We start from the raw sequence: 23,606 nt of genomic DNA, 5'->3' as shown, positions 1-23,606 counted from the left end.
GATAAACCAACGTTAGCATCGGGTGCGAAACCAATGACCAGACTACCCATAACCGGGGTGATCCTTGCAGGTGGCCGTGGCAGCCGTATGGGAGGAAAGGATAAAGGGCTAATTAACTGGCATAACCAGCCTCTCTATCAACATGTACTACAGCGTCTGCAGCCCCAGGTCACTACTGTATGGATTAATGCCAATCGGAATATTGAGGTATATCAACGGAGCGGTATTCCGGTGATCGACGATACGCTGGCCGATTTTCCCGGCCCATTAGCCGGAATGCTGGCGGCGTTGCAGCAAACAGAAACCGAGTGGGTGGTTTTCACCTCCTGTGATACGCCCTGTCTGCCTGAAAATTTGGCTCAGCGTCTGTGGCAATACAGAGGCAAGGCTCCGGCTGTTTGGGCGCGAACCGGAGCGCGCGATCACCCTACACATGCACTCTTGCACCGAAGCCTGGCTGATTCACTTCAGCAATATCTGGCACGAGGGGAGCGGAAATTAATGTTATTTCTTCAACAGGAGGGGGGACACAGCGTTTTTTTTGCTCAGGGAGAACCCGCATTTCGCAATTTCAATCGATCGGAGGATCTTCTGTAAACGCCGCAAGAACGAGACAGAAGCAGAGTCCAGCAGAAATAAAATGTCTGTAACGCAAAAAGGCCATCCCGAAGGATGGCCTTTTGCTTTATTTGATGCCTGGCAGTTCCCTACTCTCGCATGGGGAGACCCCACACTACCATCGGCGCTACGGCGTTTCACTTCTGAGTTCGGCATGGGGTCAGGTGGGACCACCGCGCTACAGCCGCCAGGCAAATTCTTTGTGCACGAAACGAATCTTTTTCACTGGTGCCGCGTTGGCCCAGCGCAAAATCTTTCGTTTCCGCTAATTCTTTTATCCGGTACAAGCTGAAAATATCTTTGCGTCTCTCAACACAACCCAGAACGCTTCTGGCGTTGTAAGGTTAAGCCTCACGGGTCATTAGTACCGGTTAGCTCAACGCATCGCTGCGCTTACACACCCGGCCTATCAACGTCGTAGTCTTCAACGTCCCTTCAGGACTCTCAAGGAGTCAGGGAAGATTCATCTCGAGGCAAGTTTCGCGCTTAGATGCTTTCAGCGCTTATCTTTTCCGCACTTAGCTACCGGGCAATGCCATTGGCATGACAACCCGAACACCAGCGGTGCGTTCACTCCGGTCCTCTCGTACTAGGAGCAACCCCTCTCAATCTTCCAGCGCCCACGGCAGATAGGGACCGAACTGTCTCACGACGTTCTAAACCCAGCTCGCGTACCACTTTAAACGGCGAACAGCCGTACCCTTGGGACCTACTTCAGCCCCAGGATGTGATGAGCCGACATCGAGGTGCCAAACACCGCCGTCGATATGAACTCTTGGGCGGTATCAGCCTGTTATCCCCGGAGTACCTTTTATCCGTTGAGCGATGGCCCTTCCATTCAGAACCACCGGATCACTATGACCTGCTTTCGCACCTGCTCGAGCCGTCACTCTCGCAGTCAAGCCAGCTTATGCCATTGCACTAACCTCACGATGTCCGACCGTGATTAGCTGACCTTCGTGCTCCTCCGTTACTCTTTAGGAGGAGACCGCCCCAGTCAAACTACCCACCAGACACTGTCCCCACGCCGGATCACGGCGCCAGGTTAGAACATCAAACGTTAAAGGGTGGTATTTCAAGGTTGGCTCCACGCAGACTGGCGTCCACGCTTCGAAGCCTCCCACCTATCCTACACATCAAGGCTCAATGTTCAGTGTCAAGCTGTAGTAAAGGTTCACGGGGTCTTTCCGTCTTGCCGCGGGTACACTGCATCTTCACAGCGAGTTCAATTTCACTGAGTCTCGGGTGGAGACAGCCTGGCCATCATTACGCCATTCGTGCAGGTCGGAACTTACCCGACAAGGAATTTCGCTACCTTAGGACCGTTATAGTTACGGCCGCCGTTTACCGGGGCTTCGATCAAGAGCTTCTCCTTGCGGATAACCCCATCAATTAACCTTCCGGCACCGGGCAGGCGTCACACCGTATACGTCCACTTTCGTGTTTGCACAGTGCTGTGTTTTTAATAAACAGTTGCAGCCAGCTGGTATCTTCGACTGGCTTCGGCTCCACGAGCTTGTCGCTTCACCTACGCGCCAGCGTGCCTTCTCCCGAAGTTACGGCACCATTTTGCCTAGTTCCTTCACCCGAGTTCTCTCAAGCGCCTTGGTATTCTCTACCTGACCACCTGTGTCGGTTTGGGGTACGATTGGTCGTTACCTGATGCTTAGAGGCTTTTCCTGGAAGCAGGGCATTTGTTACTTCAGCACCGTAGTGCCTCGTCATCACGCCTCAGCCTTAAAGAGTTCCGGATTTGCCTGGAACTCAAGCCTACACGCTTAAACCGGGACAACCGTCGCCCGGCTAACATAGCCTTCTCCGTCCCCCCTTCGCAGTAACGCCCAGTACGGGAATATTAACCCGTTTCCCATCGACTACGCCTTTCGGCCTCGCCTTAGGGGTCGACTCACCCTGCCCCGATTAACGTTGGACAGGAACCCTTGGTCTTCCGGCGAGCGGGCTTTTCACCCGCTTTATCGTTACTTATGTCAGCATTCGCACTTCTGATACCTCCAGCATGCCTCACAGCACACCTTCGACGGCTTACAGAACGCTCCCCTACCCAACAACGCATAAGCGTCGCTGCCGCAGCTTCGGTGCATGGTTTAGCCCCGTTACATCTTCCGCGCAGGCCGACTCGACCAGTGAGCTATTACGCTTTCTTTAAATGATGGCTGCTTCTAAGCCAACATCCTGGCTGTCTGTGCCTTCCCACATCGTTTCCCACTTAACCATGACTTTGGGACCTTAGCTGGCGGTCTGGGTTGTTTCCCTCTTCACGACGGACGTTAGCACCCGCCGTGTGTCTCCCGTGATAACATTCTCCGGTATTCGCAGTTTGCATCGGGTTGGTAAGCCGGGATGGCCCCCTAGCCGAAACAGTGCTCTACCCCCGGAGATGAGTTCACGAGGCGCTACCTAAATAGCTTTCGGGGAGAACCAGCTATCTCCCGGTTTGATTGGCCTTTCACCCCCAGCCACAGGTCATCCGCTAATTTTTCAACATTAGTCGGTTCGGTCCTCCAGTTAGTGTTACCCAACCTTCAACCTGCCCATGGCTAGATCACCGGGTTTCGGGTCTATACCCTGCAACTTAACGCCCAGTTAAGACTCGGTTTCCCTGCGGCTCCCCTATACGGTTAACCTTGCTACAGAATATAAGTCGCTGACCCATTATACAAAAGGTACGCAGTCACACCACGAAGGTGCTCCCACTGCTTGTACGTACACGGTTTCAGGTTCTGTTTCACTCCCCTCGCCGGGGTTCTTTTCGCCTTTCCCTCACGGTACTGGTTCACTATCGGTCAGTCAGGAGTATTTAGCCTTGGAGGATGGTCCCCCCATATTCAGACAGGATGTCACGTGTCCCGCCCTACTCATCGAACTCACAGCAAGTGCATTTTTGTGTACGGGGCTGTCACCCTTTACTGCGCGACTTTCCAGACGCTTCCACTAATGCACAAACTGATTCAGGTTCTGGGCTGTTCCCCGTTCGCTCGCCGCTACTGGGGGAATCTCGGTTGATTTCTTTTCCTCGGGGTACTTAGATGTTTCAGTTCCCCCGGTTCGCCTCATGCCGCTATGTATTCATGACATGATAGTGCAACGGATTGCACTGGGTTTCCCCATTCGGGTATCGTCGGTTGTTGCGGTTCATATCACCTTACCGACGCTTATCGCAGATTAGCACGCCCTTCATCGCCTCTGACTGCCTAGGCATCCACCGTGTACGCTTAGTCGCTTAACCTCACAACCCACAAGCGTCCCGAAAGACGTGTTGTCGGCTGTAAGCATTTGAGAGACTCTAACGTATCGTTGATTTCATTCTTATTACGGAGAATGAATACGACACGTCGTTTCAATTTTCAGCTTGTTCCGGATTATTAAAGAGCATATATCTCAAACGTGACTCGCTTTCGCATAATCAGTTTTGAGATACGGGTGATAACGTCTTTCACTTCGTTATCGGTATGGCGTCCCCAAGGGGATTCGAACCCCTGTTACAGCCGTGAAAGGGCAGTGTCCTGGGCCTCTAGACGATGGGGACTCTGGTGTTCTTCGCTCATTACTTCTATCAGACAATCTGTGTGGACACTGCGCCGGAAGGTATCTTCAGGTAAGGAGGTGATCCAACCGCAGGTTCCCCTACGGTTACCTTGTTACGACTTCACCCCAGTCATGAATCACAAAGTGGTAAGCGCCCTCCCGAAGGTTAAGCTACCTACTTCTTTTGCAACCCACTCCCATGGTGTGACGGGCGGTGTGTACAAGGCCCGGGAACGTATTCACCGTAGCATTCTGATCTACGATTACTAGCGATTCCGACTTCACGGAGTCGAGTTGCAGACTCCGATCCGGACTACGACGCACTTTATGAGGTCCGCTTGCTCTCGCGAGGTCGCTTCTCTTTGTATGCGCCATTGTAGCACGTGTGTAGCCCTGGCCGTAAGGGCCATGATGACTTGACGTCATCCCCACCTTCCTCCGGTTTATCACCGGCAGTCTCCTTTGAGTTCCCGACCGAATCGCTGGCAACAAAGGATAAGGGTTGCGCTCGTTGCGGGACTTAACCCAACATTTCACAACACGAGCTGACGACAGCCATGCAGCACCTGTCTCACGGTTCCCGAAGGCACTAAGGCATCTCTGCCGAATTCCGTGGATGTCAAGGCCAGGTAAGGTTCTTCGCGTTGCATCGAATTAAACCACATGCTCCACCGCTTGTGCGGGCCCCCGTCAATTCATTTGAGTTTTAACCTTGCGGCCGTACTCCCCAGGCGGTCGACTTAACGCGTTAGCTCCGGAAGCCACTCCTCAAGGGAACAGCCTCCAAGTCGACATCGTTTACGGCGTGGACTACCAGGGTATCTAATCCTGTTTGCTCCCCACGCTTTCGCACCTGAGCGTCAGTCTTTGTCCAGGGGGCCGCCTTCGCCACCGGTATTCCTCCAGATCTCTACGCATTTCACCGCTACACCTGGAATTCTACCCCCCTCTACAAGACTCTAGCCTGCCAGTTTCGAATGCAGTTCCCGGGTTGAGCCCGGGGATTTCACATCCGACTTGACAGACCGCCTGCGTGCGCTTTACGCCCAGTAATTCCGATTAACGCTTGCACCCTCCGTATTACCGCGGCTGCTGGCACGGAGTTAGCCGGTGCTTCTTCTGCGGGTAACGTCAATCGACGGGGTTATTAACCCCATCGCCTTCCTCCCCGCTGAAAGTACTTTACAACCCGAAGGCCTTCTTCATACACGCGGCATGGCTGCATCAGGCTTGCGCCCATTGTGCAATATTCCCCACTGCTGCCTCCCGTAGGAGTCTGGACCGTGTCTCAGTTCCAGTGTGGCTGGTCATCCTCTCAGACCAGCTAGGGATCGTCGCCTAGGTGAGCCGTTACCCCACCTACTAGCTAATCCCATCTGGGCACATCCGATGGCGTGAGGCCCGAAGGTCCCCCACTTTGGTCCGTAGACGTTATGCGGTATTAGCTACCGTTTCCAGTAGTTATCCCCCTCCATCGGGCAGTTTCCCAGACATTACTCACCCGTCCGCCACTCGTCACCCAAGAGCAAGCTCTCTGTGCTACCGTTCGACTTGCATGTGTTAGGCCTGCCGCCAGCGTTCAATCTGAGCCATGATCAAACTCTTCAATTAAAAGTTCGATTTGCTGAAACAAGTTCAGCGATGCTCAATCGTAAAACGTCATAATGAATGTCATTATGTGTTCACTCATGAGGCTTGATATTTTTTTTGACACCCGGAGGTGTCTGATATCAATCCTGCGAGTGCCCACACAGATTGTCTGATAAATTGTTAAAGAGCGGTGCGAACAGTGCCGGAGCTTCCTGTCGCGAGGTGGCGTATACTACGCTTTCCTCCTTCGGAGTCAACCTCTTTTTGAGAAGTTTTTCCGGCGGTTCAGAACTTCCTGAACCTCTCAACACGCCGGCCTGTAAGCCGTTGTTCCGTGTCGATGGAGGCGCATTATAGGGAGTTTCTGATGACTGACAAGTGTTTATTGCAAAAAAATGACCGAGCGCGCATTTTTTCCCCAAAAGCCTTAAAAGCAACCATTTTCAGGCCAATAAACCCGCATTTCGGGTCTGAAAAGTGTTCACGGGTAGCACTTCAAGCCAGAACGAGGTGCTATCCTTTCTGGACCACAGGAAACTCACATGAAAATCAGACGAACAGAAAGGACAATCAATGATTAAATCCGCGCGCAGTATGGCCGGACTTCCGTGGATAGCCGCAATGGCCTTCTTTATGCAGTCGCTGGATGCCACTATTCTTAATACCGCCCTGCCCGCCATTGCTCAGAGTCTTGAGCGCTCTCCGCTGGCAATGCAGTCCGCGATTATCAGCTACACCTTAACGGTCGCGATGCTCATCCCGGTTAGTGGATGGCTGGCTGACCGCTTTGGCACACGTAAGGTGTTTATCATTGCGGTGTTTCTATTCTCTCTGGGTTCACTGGCCTGTGCGCTGTCCGGTTCACTGGGGATATTGGTGGCTTCGCGTGTTGTACAGGGAATTGGCGGGGCAATGATGATGCCGGTGGCACGTCTTGCACTGCTGCGGGCCTATCCGCGCAGCGAACTGCTCCCGGTGCTTAATTTTGTCACCATGCCGGGTCTTGTAGGGCCGGTGCTGGGCCCCCTGCTGGGCGGCGTACTGGTGACATGGGCCACGTGGCACTGGATTTTCCTGATTAATATTCCTATAGGCATCCTCGGCATTTTCTATGCACGTAAATATATGCCGGACTTCACCACGCCGAAACGCCGCTTTGATATGCTGGGTTTTCTGTTGTTTGGTCTGGGTCTGGTGGGCATATCCAGCGGCATTGAGCTGTTTGGCGAGCGCGTGGTATCAAGCCTGATTGCGTTGGCGGTACTGCTGACAGGGATCGTGCTGCTGCTTCTTTATATAGCCCATGCCCGGCGTCATCCCTCTCCGCTGATCCCGCTGCCCATATTTAAGACGCGTACGTTTTCCGTAGGCATCGTCGGCAACATCTTTTCACGCCTGGGTACCGGCAGCGTTCCGTTCCTGATGCCGTTGATGTTACAGGTTGGTTTTGGTTATACCGCCCTGCTGGCTGGCTGCATGATGGCCCCCACCGCGCTGGGCTCTATTTTGGCCAAGTCGACGGTAACGGGTGTACTGCGCGGATTTGGGTATCGAAAAACGCTGGTAGGCATTAGCGTATTGATTGGCATCCTGGTCGCTTCATTCTCTTTACAGTCTGCGCACTGGAATATACTGGCGTTGCTGATCCCGCTGTTTATTCTGGGCATGGCGATGTCAACCCAGTTTACCGCGATGAATACCATTACCCTAGCCGATCTGAATGACGGTAACGCCAGCAGCGGCAATAGCATGCTGGCCGTCACCCAGCAGTTGGCGATTGGTTTTGGTGTGGCGGTCAGCGCGGCGGTGCTGCGTTTTTATGAAGGCTTTGGCGGCGACACATTGCAGCACTTCCATGCCACCTTCCTGACCATGGGGATCATCACCGTGCTATCAGCGCTGGTATTCCTGCTGCTTAAGCCGGGAGATGGGCGCAATCTCATCAGCAATCGTGATAAGAAAAAATCCTAAATCATTCCGACCGAGGCGCGCTCAATCAACTCCGGCGTGAGTACCAGCAGCTGCGTCTCGGCCATCGGATCGGCCAGACGATGCAGCAGGGCATCAATCGCCAGCTCACCCAGTTCATCTTTGGGCTGATGAACGGTACTGAGCGGCGGGGTCATGTAACGTGCCAGTTCAATATCGTCGTAACCCACCACCGCCACGTCCTGCGGGATCGCCATTCCCGCCTGATATAAAGCATGATAAACCCCAACGGCCATCGCATCATTGCAGGTAAATACCGCCTGCGGCGGTGAACGCAGTGCCAGCAGCTCATTCATGGCGTTAAACCCACCTTGAAACTCGAAGTCACTGCTGATGATATAATCCGCCGGAATGGGCAATCCGGCATGTTCCATCGCCTGTCGATAGCCTTCAAGGCGCATGCGAGACGGGGTTTTGTCCAGCGGACCGGTGATACAGGCGATACGCGTATATCCTCGTGAGATAAGATGGTGGGTCGCCATTTTCCCACCTAACAGCGCATTATCCTGAATAATGTCTTTACCCCATTCAAACGGGGCCCAGTCCATCATGACTGCCGGCACGCCGGGATAACGGCTGAGAATATCGGCAGAGGGCAGATGGCTTTCGGTACACATGATCAACAGGCCATCGACACGCTTCTGCATCAGCGTTTCCAGGCTGTGGTTCATGCGCGCCTCATCGCCTTCCGTGTTACACAACACCAGACTGTAACCACGTTCGTAGCAGCTGCGCTCAACGCCGCGCACCACTTCGGAATAGAAGGGATTGCTGCTGGCGGTCAGCAACATGCCGATAGTCCGGGTCTGATTCAGCTTCAGGCTGCGCGCCAGCGCCGAGGGCGCATAGTTGAGCTGTCTGACCGCCGAGGTCACCCTTTCCCGCACCGCCGGGCTGACAAAGCGATTATTATTAATCACGTACGATACGGTAGAGGTTGAAACACCCGCGAGGCGGGCGACGTCTTTCATCGTTGCCACATTTACCCCTGCTGCTGTAAAAAGCTGTCTATTTCATCGCGCCAGGGAACCGACGGCTGTGCACCGCGGCGCGTCACGGCAATCGCGGCGGCGGCATGGGCAAAGCGTACCGCCTCAGCCATCGGACGCTGTTCCAGCAATGCGGTCATCAGCGCGCCGTTAAAGGTATCCCCCGCGGCAATGGTATCAACGGCCGCCACGCGAAAACCAGCAATGCGCTGGCCGTTACCCTGCTCACTTAGCCATACGCCGCGGTTGCCAAGCGTAATCAGCACCGTGGCTATCCCTTTCTCGTGCAGCTTGCGCGCGGCAAGATCCGCATCTTCATCACTGTTTACCGTCACGCCGGTCAGGATCTGCGCTTCCGTTTCATTAGGGGTAATGATATCAACCAGCGACAGCAGCTCGTCTGAAAGCGGCGTTGCCGGGGCCGGATTGAGCACCACCCGGGTCTGGTGCTGATGGGCAATATGTGCAGCTGCCAGCACGCTATCCAGCGGCGACTCCAGCTGCATCAGCAGCACCTGCGCGTCGGCAATAATGTGCTGATGCTCAACCACGCGCTCAGGCGTCAGGGCAGCATTGGCACCGGCATCAATACCGATGATATTTTCACCGTCACCGTTGACGAAAATCAGCGCCACGCCGGTAGATCCCCCGGTGATAGTCGCGACAGACGCGACATCAATGCGGTCATTGGCCAGCTGCTGACGAATACGCTTGCCGATATCGTCTTCGCCTAGGCAGGCGATAAACGCAATATCCGCGCCGCTGCGTCCGGCGGCAACGGCCTGGTTAGCCCCTTTACCACCGAATGCGACCTGATACTGCTTCCCGATCACCGTTTCACCCGGACGCGGAAAGTGCGCCAGGTTCAGGATGTGATCGGCGTTGATGCTGCCGAGGACAGCCATTTTGCCGTTTTTTTTCATAAGGAGATTATCCCGGTCTGTGCGCCACCCGCGGATGGCGCGTGCCGTGCTGTTCTTTGATTTACCGGGTGACCAGTTTCAGCTCAACCGGATTGATAGCCTGAACCTGCTGGCCTTTCAATACTTTATCCGCAGTTTCAACACCAACCGCGCCGATCTGCTCCGGCAGCTGCGCCACGGTTGCCGCCAGTTTACCCCCCTGAACCGCTTTAATTCCGTCTGGCGTGCCGTCGAACCCCACCACGGCCACATCGGTTTTGCCCGCCGTTTGCAATGCGCGCAGAGCGCCCAGCGCCATTTCATCATTTTGGGCAAATACCGCCTGCACATCCGGGTGCGCGGTCAGCAGGTTCTGCATGACGTTCAGGCCCTTAGTACGATCGAAATCAGCCGGTTGGCTGGCAAGAATAGTGAATTTGTGCGCATCGGCGGCCTGTTTGAAACCTTCACCGCGCTCGCGCGCGGCGGACGTCCCGGCGATGCCCTGCAGTTCGATGATTTTTGCTCCTTCACCGGCCTTTTGCGCTATATAGTCACCGGCCAGCTTACCACCGGCCCGGTTATCAGAGGCAACGTGACTTACCACCTTACCGTGCGTAGCCACGCGATCCAGGGTAATAACCGGGATATTGGCCCGGTTGGCCATCTTCACCGCGTTCCCCACGGCATCGGAATCGGTGGGGTTAATCAGCAACAGTTTCGTACCGCGTACGGTAAGATCCTGCACGTTGGCGAGCTCTTTCGCCGGGTTGTTCTGCGAATCCAGCACCACCAGGTTATAGCCCAGCTTATCGGCCTCTTTCTGCGCGCCCTCTTTCAGCGACACGAAGAAAGGATTATTGAGGGTAGACACCACCAGCGCGATGGTCTCTTTTGCCAGCGCGTTAGCGCTCAGCGTAGCGCCTAACAGTACCGCCAGCACGGTCAGTTTTTTCATTTTCATTTTTGTATCCTGTAAGGGGAGAGAGTTATTTACTGCTTTTGTTATCCACCAGTACCGCCAGCAAAATCACTACGGCCTTGACGATCGTCTGGTAGTAAGAGGACACGCCGAGCAGATTTAGCCCGTTATTCAGGAAACCCAGGATCAGCGCACCAATCAGCGTCCCCATAATCCGCCCTTTGCCGCCTGCCAGGCTGGTGCCACCCAGCACCACGGCGGCGATGGCATCCAGCTCATAGCCCGTGCCTGCCGTTGGCTGCGCCGAGGAGAGGCGTGCAACTTCAATGGTGCCCGCCAGCGCTGCCAGCATTCCGCACAGGGAGTAGACGATAAGTTTGACGCGATTGACGCTGATGCCCGAAAGACGCGTTGCCGCCTCGTTGCCGCCCAGCGCATAGATATAGCGGCCAAGCCGGGTGTGATGCAGCATGTACCAAACGGCGAGGAACACTGCCGCCATCAGCCAGACCGGCGTTGGGATACCCAGCGGACGGCCGATCCCGAACCAGCCAAACAGGTCGGCGTTATCGTTAAAGCCGGTATTGACCGGGCTGCCGTTGGTATAAACCATGGTGACACCCCGCAGTAACAGCATCATGACCAGCGTGGCAATAAAGGCCTGTACTTTGCCTTTTGCCACGATCAAACCGGTTATCGCGCCAATCAAGGCACCCAGCGCCAGAGAAGCCGCCACCGCCACCAGTGCGTTGACCTCCAGTCCGACCAGCTTGGCCGCAACGGCACCGGTCAGGGCCAGCAGTGACCCCACGGAAAGATCGATACCGGAGGTGAGAATAACCAGCGTCATTCCCACCGCCATAATGGCGTTGACCGAGGTCTGTTGCAGAATGTTGAACAGGTTGCCAACGGTAAAGAAGTTCGGGCTAATGCTGGAAACGATGGCAATCAGCACCACCAGGGCAATCAGCGATTTTTGCTCAAGCAGCCATGCCTTTGTTATCAGGCGGCGTGAAGAAAGGGGTTGTGTGCTCATCGTTATACCAGCTCCGCGCTGTCATGTTTACCTACTGCCGCTGCCATCAGGATCTCCTGGGAAGCCTGCTCGATCGGGAACTCACCGCTCAGGCGACCTTCGTGCATTACCAGCACGCGATCGCTCATGCCCAGTACTTCCGGCATATCAGAAGAGACAAGAATGATGCTCAGCCCTTCTTGCTTAAACTGATTAATTAGCTGATAAATCTCTTTCTTCGCCCCGACGTCAACGCCACGTGTGGGTTCATCAAGGATCAGCACTTTTGGCCGCGTCATCAGCCCACGCGCAATCGCCACCTTTTGCTGATTACCGCCGGAAAGCAGGCCAATCGTCTGGTCCATTGACGGGGTTTTCACGTTAAACAGGGTGATAAAATCTCCTACCGCCTGCCGTTCCTGCGCATGCTTCAGTCGGCCTGCGCCATAGCTGAAGCTATTAAGCGCGGTCAGCGACATGTTCTCTTTCACTGACATCCCCAGTATCAGGCCATCGTGCTTACGATCTTCGGAGATATAAACAATGCCGTTAGCCAGTCCCTCCTGCGGGGAGTTAGTCACCACTGGCTTACCCTCCAGCGTGATACGACCCTTGCTGCGAGGCAACGCGCCGTACAGCACCTTCATCAGTTCACTGCGCCCGGCGCCCATCAGGCCCGCCACTCCGAGGATTTCGCCCTTGCGCAGCGTAAAGCTGATGTTTTCTACGCCGGACCCGCTCAGGTTTTCAACCTTCAGACGCACTTCACCCGGCGCTTTATCCAGGCGCGGATACTGCTCTTCCAGCTTGCGCCCCACCATCATTTCGATCAGCGATTCTTCACTCAGCGCCGTCACGTCATATTCGGCGATAAACTGCCCGTCGCGGAAAATCGTGACGTCATCGCAGATCTCAAATATCTCTTTCATCCGGTGGGAGATATAGACGATGCCGCAGCCCTGGGCTTTCAGCTCGCCAATCACGCGGAACAGCGAGGCGGTTTCGGTATCGGTCAGCGCATCCGTGGGTTCGTCCATTACGATCACTTTTGACTCGAAGCTCAGTACCTTCGCGATTTCCACCATCTGCCGATCGCCGATCGACAGCTCACCGACCAGCCTGTGGCTGCCAAAACGCAGATTCAGTCGCTGTAGCAGCGCATCAGCGGCGGCGTACATTTTTTTCCACTGGATACGGCCAAAACGGCTAACAAATTCACGGCCAAGAAAGATGTTTTCGGCAATGCTCAACTGCGGGATCAGATTGAGTTCCTGATGGATGATGCCAATCCCCGCCTCCTGTGAGGCTTTGGGGCCGCTGAACGTGGTTTCCTTGCCCAGCCAGACAAACGATCCGGCGTCGCGCGTGTAGATGCCGGTCAGAACTTTCATCATGGTGGATTTGCCCGCGCCGTTTTCTCCCACCAGCGCCATCACCCGACCGGGATAAACCGACAGCGCCGCGCCGGACAGGGCTTTAACGCCGGGGAACGACTTGTCGATGCCGCTAAGTTGCAGTAAAGGTTGCATCAGCACCTCAGAAGGTCACGCCAGCGACCAGGATGACATTGGCATACGGCGTACACTCTCCGCTGCGAATAATCGCCTGACTGTGCCGGGTTTGCTGTTTGAACTGTTCATGGCTGATATAGCGGAGGGTGATCGTATTTCCCTGCTGCTGCTGTAACGCATCGAGCAAGGCGACCAGTTCGCTATGTCGCTGCGGATTATGCTGGCGGATCTCCTGCGCCATAATGGCCGTTTCGACCTGCATTTCGCGGGTAACCACTTGGGCAACCTCCAGAAAACCGGGAATACCTTGAGTGAGCGCCAAATCAATACGCTCCGGCCCGAGAGGGGTGGGTAAACCGGCATCACCGATAACAAGACTGTCGGTATGACCCAGGCGTGATATCACGGACGAGATGGCGGAATGCAGTAAGATGCCTTTTTTCATGATTTGCTCCACAGCGAAACGTTTCGCTAGCGGGCAGTGTAAGAAATCGCAGAGGGAAAACAATCTTCACATGTTGGAAATGTGATCGCCATCGAAACGTTTTGCTGGCGCGTGGCCGGTTATTGTTCAGGCGAAAAAAAGGCGGTATCAATACCGCCCGAAATAGGAGATTGCAGAGAGAGCGGCAGGACAATCCGCCCTCTGTATATTCGATGATTACAAAATCTGGCTAAGATGCAGTTGGCCCATCAGCATATGATTGTCGGCATAGTCTACCGGCACCGCCACCACCGCTGGCCCCTGCACGTCCATCGCTCTGCGCAGCGTGGGCTCCAGCTGTTCGGCGCTTTCCACCGCAAAACCGGCAGCCCCAAAGGATTCGGCGTAGGCTTTGAAATCAATCGGGCCGAACTTCACGCCGGACACCCGCTGGTATTTTTTCTCTTCCTGCATCGCCACCATGTTGTACTCCTCATCCACCCAGATGATATGCAACACATTGGCACCAAGGCGGACTGCGGTTTCCAGCTCCATGCTCGATTGCAGGAAGCCCCCATCCCCGGAAACGGACACCACTTTGCGTGACGGGTCCACCAGCCAGGCACCGATCGCCCAGGGTAGCGCAACGCCCATCGTTTGCTGACCGTTAGAGATCATCACCTGGCGCGCGCGGAAGCTGTAAAGATAACGGGCTATCCAGATATGGAAGCTGCCCATATCGACCGTCAGCGTCACATCGCTGTTAATAATGTCCTGCATGGCGCGCACGATGCGCAGCGGGTGCAGGGCGAACTGGTTGAGCTGGTGACCGCGCAATGCCAACAGTTCACGCTGCTGCTGGCGATCCTGAAGAATGGAGGCCGCCTCCGGGCTAAGCGTTAAGGCATGATCGATGCGAGCCGTCAGTTTTTCCAGCGTGGCGGCGATATCGCCCACCAGCTCGGCATCCGGCTGATAACAGTTGTCGCTGTCGGCGGGCAGCACGTCAATATGCACCAGCGTGGCGGTGCCGTTATTCCACATCGCCGGCTCATACTCGACCGGGCTGTAGCCGATAGTGATAATCAGATCGGCCCCGCGCAGCAGGCGATCGCCCGCCTGGTTGTTGAACAGCCCGACGCGCCCGGCAAAGCGTGAGAAGTGCTCCTGCCGCACCGCGCCCGCAGCCTGATAGGTGCTGGTGACCGGGATATGGCTGCGCTCCAGCAGGTGATACAGCGCTTCGCTGTTGGCGGGCTGGCTGGCCATCAGCCCCAGCAGGATCACCGGATCTTTCGCCCGCGCTATCTGTTGGGCCACGGCGGCAATCGCCGCATCCGGCGCAGAACCCAGCAGCAGATGGCCGTGAGTATTCAGCAGATGGCCGCGCGCCGGTTCATTAACGATATCCTGCGGCAAACTGACGAAGGCACCGCCGGGACGCCCCTGCTCAGCGCTGCGAAAGGCGTTCGACAACACCTCGCCAATCGCGTCTGAAGAACCCACTTCGACCGCGTACTTACTTACCGGACGGAACATCGCCACCGTATCCATACTCTGGTGCACCTGCTTGGCGCTGTCGGCACGTTTTACCGCGCCCCCCAGCGCCACGAGCGGATCGCCTTCCGTGGTGGCCGTTGCCATACCGGTGATCAGGTTGGAACAGCCCGGCCCGGAGGTGACCAGCGCCACGCCGGCCTTGCCGGTCAGTCTGCCGACTGCCGCCGCCATAAATGCGGCATTGGCTTCATGGCGCACGGGAATGGTCTGGATTGACGTATCCAGCAGCGAATCGAACACTTTATCGATTTTTGCGCCAGGGATACCGAATACGTGTTTAACCCCCTGCGCCTCAAGCTGGGCCGCCACCAGATCGGCACCGTGTGCCCACTGCTGAACATCAGTTGCGTTTTTCATCTAAATTGTCTCCTGTTTTCAGCTTTCGACGGCACGGATGGCAGAGTCCAGGTTTTCAGGACTCAGATTTGCCTGCAGGAAATCACTGTCGCCCGGCAAATCGATCACCAGTTTGCTGATTTCGCCAAAGGCGAGCGTGCCGTGATCAAGCTGATAATCAAGTAAATGGCCACCGCCCTGACGATCGTCGGTGATAAAGTGTTCGTGGTAACCCGCCACGTTGATCCCCTGCATATATTGCGGGGTGCGAAAACCGATCAATACGCCGTTGCGCTGTGCGAATTCGAAGGTAGGCTGCTTACCGAGCACTTCCGGCATCGATTTATAAGGACGATGCTGGCAGGGCACGGTACGGGTTTGCGCATGGCTGAACAGGCCGTCAATGCGTAACGCGCAGAACTGGTTATCGGAACTGACCTGTTGGTCAATGGTCTGGTGAACTTCGGCACGGGTCACCGGGCCGGTGAAACGGTGCTGATACTGCGGGCGGAAAAAGGTCATCACCGCGAACGGCGTTTGCTGGTCAGGCCGGGCGGCACGCGCGCTGCCGTCCGAGCGCAGCTGGTACACTTCGCGGTTGAAGGCGATCAGTTCGCCATCCAGCTGGTTGAAAGTGCCAAGACCGAAATCCCCCTTCTTCAGCAGATCTGCCACGGTGGTAGTCCCATCGTACACGCCGCTGAGTAACGCACTCATCAGGGAGGTCTGATAGATTACGCTTTCTGGTCTTTCTTTCTGCATCTCTTTGACGGTGGTTGTCAGCTGTTCCACACAGGAACAGTCGGTTACAGAATGTGTCATTGCACCTTCTCCTGCCAAACTGTTAAGAAGTATTTAAACAATATTGACGCCTTTCCATGAATGGTTCCAATATAGAACTCCCCACTCTTTGAGACGTTTTTGATATGGAACTACGCTATCTCCGTTATTTTGTTGCGGTTGCCGAAACGCGTCACTTCACGCGGGCAGCGGAAATGCTCGGTATTTCCCAGCCGCCGCTCAGCCAGCAGATTAAAAAGCTGGAGGAAGAGATAGGGACTCCGCTGTTGAAAAGACTGACGCGCGGCGTTGAACTGACCGATGCGGGTGAAGCCTTTTATCAGGATGCGCGCCAGATCCTGGAACTGACCGGGCATGCGCTGGAGAAAGCAAAGGGGATTGCACGCGGTATCAGTGGGCGACTGTCGATTGGATTCGCCAGCTCGACCGCCTTCCACCCACAGATATTTCAGCTGTTACATCGCTTTCAGGAGCGTTTTCCGGCGATCACGCTGCTGCCGCGTGAGGAGAATATGGCGGCGCTGATGCATGATTTGCAGGAAGGATTACTGGATGCGGCCTTTGTGCGCCTGCCCTGTGAGAGCAGTAAAGCCTTTAATCTGAAGGTGATCGCCAGTGAGAAGATGGCGCTGGTATTACCCGCGAAGCATCGCTTAGCCGACACGGACTGCCTGTCGCTGGCACAGCTAAAAGACGAGCCGCTGATCCTGTTCCCCCGCGAGGTTGCACCCAGCCTGTACGAAGTGATTATCAGCGCCTGTCTGCGTGCGGGGTTCCAGCCAGAGCGCCTTCAGCAGTCTCCACAAATATCGTCTGCTATCAGCATGGTCGCCGCCGGATTTGGTATCAGTATCGTTCCGGACTCTCTGCGCAGCATCAGGCTGCCGGGCGTCAGCTTCCATCAGATCGAAGATGCCGCGCTGGGCAGTGATATCGCGCTCGCATGGCGGCGCTGGGATCGCTCACCCGCGGTTCATCATCTGGTCACGACCCTGGCGGATGCCTGACAGGCTTTAGGCGCTGATTTTTCGCACCCGCTTCACATCAGATTCCAGTGAGTTCAGGTCTTTATCAAGTTTGCCCTGTGTTAGCGCCAGTAATAACGCTGTCTTTTTCATTTCTTTTTTGCTTGTGGAATAGAGCAGTCAATCCTGCCCGCTAAACGTTGTCGATGAAAATCATAGCGAGTATTCAAAATACTTACTGAATTATCAGGCCGCATGGTTCTGGCATGGCGGGCTGATAAACGGCTTAACCGCCACTTATTCCAGCCTTTTCATCAACTGCGGTTAACACCATGCCGCAAGGCGAAGTAAAAGCACGTTTCCTGATGTTTTTAATCTGAACAGCATCAACAAATAGCGATACTATTATCTAAAGCAATACATTCTTTTGTGATAATTAACCACACAAGGAGGAGATTTGCGCAAAAACACGATCAAAAACTATAACGCACCATCCTGCACCGGTTTCAACGACACAAAAATCCACTCCCAAGAGCCTCACACCATTGAAAAGATATCGCCGCTCAACTGGCGGCTGAAATCGGTAATGAAAAGCGGAGAGCAGTTATCCAGGAAAAGCAGTGGGAGTGGCTTTAGAAGCCCTGGTGGCCTGATACGAAACGTATTAAAAGGACCGTTGCCGGGGAGCGGCACGGATGACATTGAACTGAACGGGGTCATTTCGACAGGTAAAGCCCTTTACCTGGAAGCGCAAGCCCTGAACCTTACCCAGAGAGAGAACCCGCAGCAGGCGCCGCCATTATCACTGAAGACCAAGACGGGTCTCGCTATGGCCGCGACCTTGATACTGAGTGGTGCCGAAACATTTTTTAAGCAGTTTAGTCAGCCAGGACGATCAGATCCCCATCAGGGCAGTAATCTCAATGACGGGTCAGTTTTCTCAATGGCAGAAAATACGGCTGGACCGGCAGATGGGTTACCCAGTCATACCAGCCCGAATGAGGGAGCAATACCTGCCCACAGACATGCGAGGCGGCACCTGGCCGCGCCACAGCCACTCACCACGGTGTTACCTCCGCCAGAGGTGAGCAAAAAAAAGCTGTTTGACCTTTCATGTGTAGAAGAACGTGTAAAGCTAAGCTTTTCAGAAGTGCTACGCAATATTGCAGATACCTTGAATAGCCCGATGAAAAAAACGGGAGAAGAGTGGCAGATTATCTACGATTATAAAATCCTCAAGTCTGGGTGCCCAAAATCATCGGATAAAATATACCTCCTTAACATCATGAAATATATTGATATTGTTGCAAACAAGATCATAAGTTTATTCCCCGACTTAGTGCCATTAATGATACTGCAAAATATTATCCCACCGGTTTTGAAATCTATCGCAGACAGCATGGATGGGAAACAAATAGATGCTGATTTAATCATTGAGATCAACAATCAATTGTTAACTTTACCGATTTTATTTGCTTCATCACTCGATCTTCATGGTAGAAATATGCTTACCAAGGAAAAAAATGGAGTAATGAAGAATATTATCCCTGAAAAAATAAAAATACGCGATGGTGATGCTTATTTAATGTTTAGTGGCGGGGTGTTCAAAATGATGAAGGATTCAGATGGAGTATATATTTACGACATCGATCATAAATCATTACAACTGAGCAAGAAACATATGATTTATAAACGCAGTAATAGAAAATGGGTCACCACCAAAAGCGAGCAGATAACACTCTCTGAAGCAGAAAATGTCGAATCAATATTCGGAAAAAAATAGATTTGGCAACCCATGCAAGACAAGAGTCTAAAAAATTACATAAAAACCGTTCATCCATTCATTTTATTACTGAAATCCTGGCAAAATCTGGATTAATAGAAACTGAAAAGCTAGATTCAATCAGAAGTAAAATGGTTTCGTCAGAATTTCATGCTGAGCATTTTAAAGAGTTGACTGAAATAACCAATGCAAATCAGTTACTAAAAATAAAAGAAGGCCATATTGTCATTTTCACAAACACTAAAGACAGCAATAAAAAAATTGAGCACATCATGCTGTCGACTGGGAATGGTCTATTTGCAGGCGCTAACAATGAAAGAATATCCTCTGATTTTGGCCATGGTGGCAATATAATCACAGCAGAGCAACTAGGAACATTCGATAATACAATATTTACAAGCAAGAGAGGTGAGGCGTTTTCAATATATTCTGGCTTCTTGGCAGAATCTGAAGTTAACTTTTATGAGGACTATAAAGATGCAGCAATAAATCTTGAGGATTTTCATTATAGAGAAGATAGTGCTTATGCGGTTGCTTTAGTTTTATCCCGCACGGGAGATATATCACCAGAATTCGTATCTGCGCTGCATGATTCATTAACAAAAAAAAACCCTATATCTAAATACATAAAAAGTGAGAAAGAGTGGTTGAATAACGCAGAACTTGCTGAAAAGGTCCCCGTCGGTGGAATGATTTTTCTGACCAACAACCCTGGTGAGGGTTATGGCAGAGGAACATTTGCCTTACGCCTTAACGATGAGGAGTTTTTTATTCCTAAATTATTCGAACCGACTATAAAAAGCGGTGGTACCAGCGCTATATATAAAATTCGTTCTCTAAAAGAGAATATAACAGAGAGAGAGCTGTTTGTTAAGCAGGCTGAATTTAATATTGCGGGCACGAGAATTCAGGCATTACTGGGAAAAGATGCAAGATTTTATGCAGTTGATAATATTTTACACGTCCGGGCGCATGGTTTACCCATGACGATCAATCATATGTCTCCTTTAGAGTTAGTTAATGTCATCAAGGGACTTTCCATTGTTAAAAATATAGATATCGAAAAAATTGGTACGATTGTGATCGAATCATGCTTCGGTGCCACTGGATTCCCATCAATAGGAAAATCCATTTCAGCCCTCATGGGTAAAAGGGTTATTGCTTATAGAGGTAAGTATCGCCCTGGTAATCGTTCAGACGACCTAAAAAAAGTTGTTTATACACCCACGACTTTAAATAGCCTTGAAAATATTGCATCAGATATAGCTGATAGAAATATGAAATTTATACGTAAACTTATGGGAATTTATTCATACTTTCAAAATACGGAGAAGGAGCCTTTACCATTTTTATCCGGCAGACCAAAAAGGGACGATCCATATTTTAACCTGTTATTAATGGATATCAGTAGATTGGTTTTAGGTAGAAAAAGCATTGAGGAATTTATAAAAGATAACACCGTTTTCTTTTGGAACAGTAATAAAGACCTTGAACTAATTTACAAAAAGATCAATAGAGATAAGTCGTTAAAAAGCCATGATTTTTTCAAGGTCTGTATGGAAATAATCTACTCGAGCCAGGAAGCGACAAGGTACCTTGATCTATATATAAGCATGACATCTAAAAAAAACCAAAGTAAGGATATTTCAACCCTGCAAGATAAACACCAACCAAATGGAAACCTGGAAACGGTCAGATTAATTGTAAAGAGTATTTCTGCCGAGCTAAATGAAATTTCAGATGCCATGGGGATATCAAAAGAGAACAAATATCTTTCCGCTAAAAAATGGCACGAGTTTGGTTTTTCAGGTGAAATTTTCTGGGATGATAAGAAAAATAGATTCTTTAAACTTAAAAAAGAGGGCGTGCCATCAAATCATTACTGGTATTATACGGACGATGCGCTGGATGATGATAACTGGCAATATGCTGGTCGCCATGCGGGAACGTTGGAACAGCCTAAAGACTGGTACGAGTATGGAGAGGCTGGCTGCATATACTATGAAGAAAAATACGGCTATCTGATGCTAAAAAAAGGTGGCAGACCGGCAGATCACCACTGGTATTTTCCACATAAGGGTAGTTCCAATTTATTTTGGAAATTCATCACCTGGAAAGCAGGTACTTTCAAAACGCCCTTTGCATGGAATGATAATGGCATAGCGGGTAATATCTATTACTCTGTTGAAAGCGAATCTTTTTACATCTTACGAAAAACGGGAAACCCCTCAATTTTTGGTTGGCAATTCCCCCCAGTTGGAACTGAAGATAAAAACTGGATCTACGCTGGGAGAAATGAGGGAACCTTTGATTTCCCTAAAAAATGGGATGAATACGGACAAGCTGGTTCAATATACTACGAAGCTGAATTTGGCTATTTAATGCTTAAAACTAACGGCAATCCATCAGTCAATGACTGGTATTTCCCCGCGGAAGGCCAGTCCGATAGCCATTGGATTTTTATATCCTTTGAAGCCGGCACCTATACATCAGCTAAGCTACGAAATGTAGAAGGTATGGCGGGTGAAGTCTATTACTCGGTGAAGAATAAATCGTATTATATTCTGAGAAAAGATGGTAAGCCATCCCGCCACAACTGGTATTTTCCTGCTGCCGGGATGAGCGATAATAATTGGCTCTACGCCGGGAAAAAACAAGGTACTTCAAATTCTCCAAAAAGATGGGCTGAATACGGAAAAGTAGGATCGATCTATCATGACGAGGATCATGGTTACCTGTCGCTTAAAACTGAAGGCAGACCATCAGACCACAACTGGTTTTTCCCACGTAAAGGTGAAACCAGCGTCCACTGGAGCTTTATATCATATGCGGGTTCATTTGAATCCCCCAAAATTCGGGGTGATAAAGGCGAAGCAGGGGAAGTTTATTATTCGGCAGAAAACCTGTCTTTTTATATTCTGAGAAACAAAGGTGCCATTGCGCGGCAGGGATGGAATTTTCCCTTTGTCGCAATGGATGATAATAACTGGATCTACGCCGGGCAATCCAGGGGAACCCTGGACTCGCTTAAATCCTGGAATGAATATGGAAAAGTGGGTTCGCTATACTATGAGAAAAATCATGGCTATTTCATTCTCAAAACCGAAGGCAGGCCATCCGAAAAAAAATGGCTTTACCCAAAGAACGGTGAGTCTAACGATAACTGGAAATTTATATCCCTTGAGGCGGGCACCTTTAATAGGCCGAAACAGTATGTAGCGGAAGGCATGGCGGGGGAAATCTATTATTCATCAGAATATAACTCATTTTATATTTTGAAGAAAACAGGTAATCCATCGCACCACGGCTGGTATTTCCCCTCAGATGATAACCAAAACTGGATTTACGCAGGCCCCGGCAGAGGAACTATCGAGTCACCTAAAACCTGGTATGAGTATGGTAAAGCCGGGATGGTATATTATGAGGCTGAATATGGCTATATGACGCTCAAAATTGACGGCAGGCCGTCAGACAATAACTGGATTTACCCAAAAAAATTCGAGTCGAATGAGTACTGGAACTTTATCTCATTTGAAAAGGGTTCTTTTATCACCCCGAAAAGCCTGAAGGATAATGGAGCGGCTGGAGAAATATACTATTCCGACGATGAAAAAATATTTTATATGCTGAAAAAAACTGGTAATCCGTCGATTAACGGTTGGCCATTCCCCGGTGGAAAGGAAGATGATGTGAACTGGTTTTACGCCGGGAAACATAAAGGCACCGTAGAGGCACCTAAAACCTGGAGTGAATATGGTAAAGCCGGATCGGTATACTACCAATCTGATTATGGGTATTTTACCCTTAAAAATGAAGGTAAGCCCTCGGACAGTGACTGGTACTTCCCAGAAAATGCCAAGTCCGATGACCACTGGAAATTCATATCTTATAAAGCGGGTTCTTTCAAGTCACCTAAACGACAGAACGTGGAAGGTGTGGCTGGTGAAGTCTATTTTTCTGACGAAAATCAGTCATTTTATATCCTGAAAAATGCAGGTAATCCATCGTCTTATGGTTGGCAATTCCCTTTGGACAATAAAGATGACCAGAACTGGATCTTCGCTGGCTATCACAGTGGAACCCTCGACTATCCTAAAGTGTGGAATGAGTATGGAAAAGTAGGATCGGTCTATTATGAAAAGCAGCATGGTTTTTTAACACTTAAGAAAGAAGGCAGACCATCAGATAACCACTGGGATTTTCCTGACATAGGGATATCCAATGAAAATTGGGAATTTATAACATTTATCGCGGGATCGTTTGAACAGCCAAAGCGACAGCATGATAAGGGTATATCTGGAGAGATTTATTATTGCGACGTGCAGAAAGCTTTTTATATTCTGAGAGAATTAGGTACTCCGTCTATAAGCGGATGGCCTTTCCCTTCTGGAAAAAATAATAATCTCCAATGGATTTACGCTGGAAGAAATAAGGGGAGCCTTGATTCACCTAAAACCTGGGGTGAGTATGGAAAAGTTGGTCAGATATATTATAAGGCTGAGTATGGCTACCTGATATTGAAGACTGAAGGAAACCCTTCTGAAAACAAATGGTACTATCCCGGAAATGGAAAATCAAACGACCATTGGATTTATATTAAGCGCTGAATAATCTGTTTGGATATTTGCTAAAAAAAGGAAAAAAGCGGCTCACCT

At 51.4% G+C, this 23,606-nt stretch carries 13 protein-coding genes, 1 tRNA gene and 3 rRNA genes; 5 read left to right on the top strand and 12 right to left on the bottom strand.

Annotation, left to right across the window (positions count from 1 at the left end):
- Positions 1-33: 33 nt before the first annotated feature.
- Positions 34-597, top strand: coding sequence for a molybdenum cofactor guanylyltransferase MobA (gene mobA, locus ETA_RS01090; protein ID WP_012439800.1), 564 nt, complete (start codon positions 34-36; stop codon positions 595-597).
- A gap of 97 nt (positions 598-694) precedes the next feature.
- On the opposite strand, the gene rrf is transcribed toward mobA, so the two are convergent.
- The 4 genes from rrf to ETA_RS01070 all read right to left on the bottom strand — a co-directional run bounded on the left by rrf (position 695) and on the right by ETA_RS01070 (position 5,775).
- Positions 695-810 (bottom strand): 5S ribosomal RNA (gene rrf, locus ETA_RS01085).
- 148 nt (positions 811-958) lie between these two features.
- A 23S ribosomal RNA gene (locus ETA_RS01080) occupies positions 959-3,865 on the bottom strand.
- 224 nt (positions 3,866-4,089) lie between these two features.
- Positions 4,090-4,165: transfer RNA gene (locus ETA_RS01075), tRNA-Glu, on the bottom strand.
- A gap of 70 nt (positions 4,166-4,235) precedes the next feature.
- A 16S ribosomal RNA gene (locus ETA_RS01070) occupies positions 4,236-5,775 on the bottom strand.
- The 16S, 23S and 5S rRNA genes sit together here with 1 tRNA gene alongside, the layout of an rRNA operon.
- A gap of 552 nt (positions 5,776-6,327) precedes the next feature.
- On the opposite strand from ETA_RS01070, the gene mdtD reads away from it, so the two are divergent.
- Complete coding sequence (gene mdtD / locus ETA_RS01065) at positions 6,328-7,725, top strand: multidrug transporter subunit MdtD (protein ID WP_012439799.1); 1,398 nt, start codon at positions 6,328-6,330, stop codon at positions 7,723-7,725.
- Here mdtD and rbsR read toward each other — a convergent pair.
- The 8 genes from rbsR to budA all read right to left on the bottom strand — a co-directional run bounded on the left by rbsR (position 7,722) and on the right by budA (position 16,224).
- The gene (gene rbsR, locus ETA_RS01060; RefSeq protein WP_193345520.1) at positions 7,722-8,723 is read right to left on the bottom strand and encodes a ribose operon transcriptional repressor RbsR; all 1,002 of its coding nucleotides are present in this window, start codon (positions 8,721-8,723) and stop codon (positions 7,722-7,724) included. The genes mdtD and rbsR overlap by 4 nt on opposite strands.
- Before the next feature lie 2 nt (positions 8,724-8,725).
- The gene (rbsK, locus tag ETA_RS01055) at positions 8,726-9,655 is read right to left on the bottom strand and encodes a ribokinase (RefSeq protein ID WP_012439797.1); all 930 of its coding nucleotides are present in this window, start codon (positions 9,653-9,655) and stop codon (positions 8,726-8,728) included.
- A gap of 61 nt (positions 9,656-9,716) precedes the next feature.
- Positions 9,717-10,598 (bottom strand): ribose ABC transporter substrate-binding protein RbsB, encoded by an 882-nt coding sequence (rbsB, locus tag ETA_RS01050; protein WP_012439796.1) that lies wholly within the window; start codon positions 10,596-10,598, stop codon positions 9,717-9,719.
- 25 nt (positions 10,599-10,623) lie between these two features.
- Positions 10,624-11,592 (bottom strand): ribose ABC transporter permease, encoded by a 969-nt coding sequence (gene rbsC, locus ETA_RS01045; protein ID WP_012439795.1) that lies wholly within the window; start codon positions 11,590-11,592, stop codon positions 10,624-10,626.
- Between the two features lie 2 nt (positions 11,593-11,594).
- On the bottom strand, positions 11,595-13,100 hold the full coding sequence (gene rbsA, locus ETA_RS01040; RefSeq protein WP_012439794.1) for a ribose ABC transporter ATP-binding protein RbsA: 1,506 nt from the start codon (positions 13,098-13,100) through the stop codon (positions 11,595-11,597).
- A gap of 7 nt (positions 13,101-13,107) precedes the next feature.
- Entirely contained in the window at positions 13,108-13,527 is a 420-nt protein-coding gene (gene rbsD / locus ETA_RS01035; protein WP_042958504.1) for a D-ribose pyranase, read from the bottom strand.
- Positions 13,528-13,743: 216 nt separating this feature from the next.
- Positions 13,744-15,423 (bottom strand): acetolactate synthase AlsS, encoded by a 1,680-nt coding sequence (alsS, locus tag ETA_RS01030; RefSeq protein WP_012439792.1) that lies wholly within the window; start codon positions 15,421-15,423, stop codon positions 13,744-13,746.
- Between the two features lie 18 nt (positions 15,424-15,441).
- Entirely contained in the window at positions 15,442-16,224 is a 783-nt protein-coding gene (gene budA, locus ETA_RS01025; protein WP_012439791.1) for an acetolactate decarboxylase, read from the bottom strand.
- Positions 16,225-16,328: 104 nt separating this feature from the next.
- Here budA and ETA_RS01020 point away from each other — a divergent pair, with 104 nt between their 5' ends.
- The 3 genes from ETA_RS01020 (at position 16,329) to ETA_RS01010 (ending at position 23,558) form a co-directional block, all read left to right on the top strand.
- Positions 16,329-17,210, top strand: coding sequence for a LysR family transcriptional regulator (locus ETA_RS01020; protein WP_012439790.1), 882 nt, complete (start codon positions 16,329-16,331; stop codon positions 17,208-17,210).
- Positions 17,211-17,625: 415 nt separating this feature from the next.
- Positions 17,626-18,951: a hypothetical protein gene (locus tag ETA_RS20270; protein ID WP_012439789.1), complete on the top strand. Its 1,326-nt coding sequence runs from the start codon at positions 17,626-17,628 to the stop codon at positions 18,949-18,951.
- Between the two features lie 2 nt (positions 18,952-18,953).
- On the top strand, positions 18,954-23,558 hold the full coding sequence (locus ETA_RS01010; RefSeq protein ID WP_012439788.1) for a hypothetical protein: 4,605 nt from the start codon (positions 18,954-18,956) through the stop codon (positions 23,556-23,558).
- Positions 23,559-23,606 lie beyond the last annotated feature (48 nt).

Origin of the sequence: Erwinia tasmaniensis Et1/99 (assembly GCF_000026185.1) — a bacterium.
GTDB classification, from domain to species: Bacteria; Pseudomonadota; Gammaproteobacteria; order Enterobacterales; family Enterobacteriaceae; genus Erwinia; species Erwinia tasmaniensis.
The sequence above is the reverse complement of the archived record's forward strand: the minus strand, read 5'-3'. Positions and strand labels throughout refer to the sequence as shown.

What these genes read in the sequence shown, in the direction of transcription:
- mobA (WP_012439800.1), top strand. Translation starts at nt 34, where the DNA reads ATGACCAGACTACCCATAACCGGGGTGATCCTTGCAGGTGGCCGTGGC.
- mdtD (WP_012439799.1), top strand. Translation starts at nt 6,328, where the DNA reads ATGATTAAATCCGCGCGCAGTATGGCCGGACTTCCGTGGATAGCCGCA.
- rbsK (WP_012439797.1), bottom strand. Translation starts at nt 9,655, where the DNA reads ATGAAAAAAAACGGCAAAATGGCTGTCCTCGGCAGCATCAACGCCGAT.
- rbsB (WP_012439796.1), bottom strand. Translation starts at nt 10,598, where the DNA reads ATGAAAATGAAAAAACTGACCGTGCTGGCGGTACTGTTAGGCGCTACG.
- rbsC (WP_012439795.1), bottom strand. Translation starts at nt 11,592, where the DNA reads ATGAGCACACAACCCCTTTCTTCACGCCGCCTGATAACAAAGGCATGG.
- rbsA (WP_012439794.1), bottom strand. Translation starts at nt 13,100, where the DNA reads ATGCAACCTTTACTGCAACTTAGCGGCATCGACAAGTCGTTCCCCGGC.
- rbsD (WP_042958504.1), bottom strand. Translation starts at nt 13,527, where the DNA reads ATGAAAAAAGGCATCTTACTGCATTCCGCCATCTCGTCCGTGATATCA.
- alsS (WP_012439792.1), bottom strand. Translation starts at nt 15,423, where the DNA reads ATGAAAAACGCAACTGATGTTCAGCAGTGGGCACACGGTGCCGATCTG.
- budA (WP_012439791.1), bottom strand. Translation starts at nt 16,224, where the DNA reads ATGACACATTCTGTAACCGACTGTTCCTGTGTGGAACAGCTGACAACC.
- ETA_RS01020 (WP_012439790.1), top strand. Translation starts at nt 16,329, where the DNA reads ATGGAACTACGCTATCTCCGTTATTTTGTTGCGGTTGCCGAAACGCGT.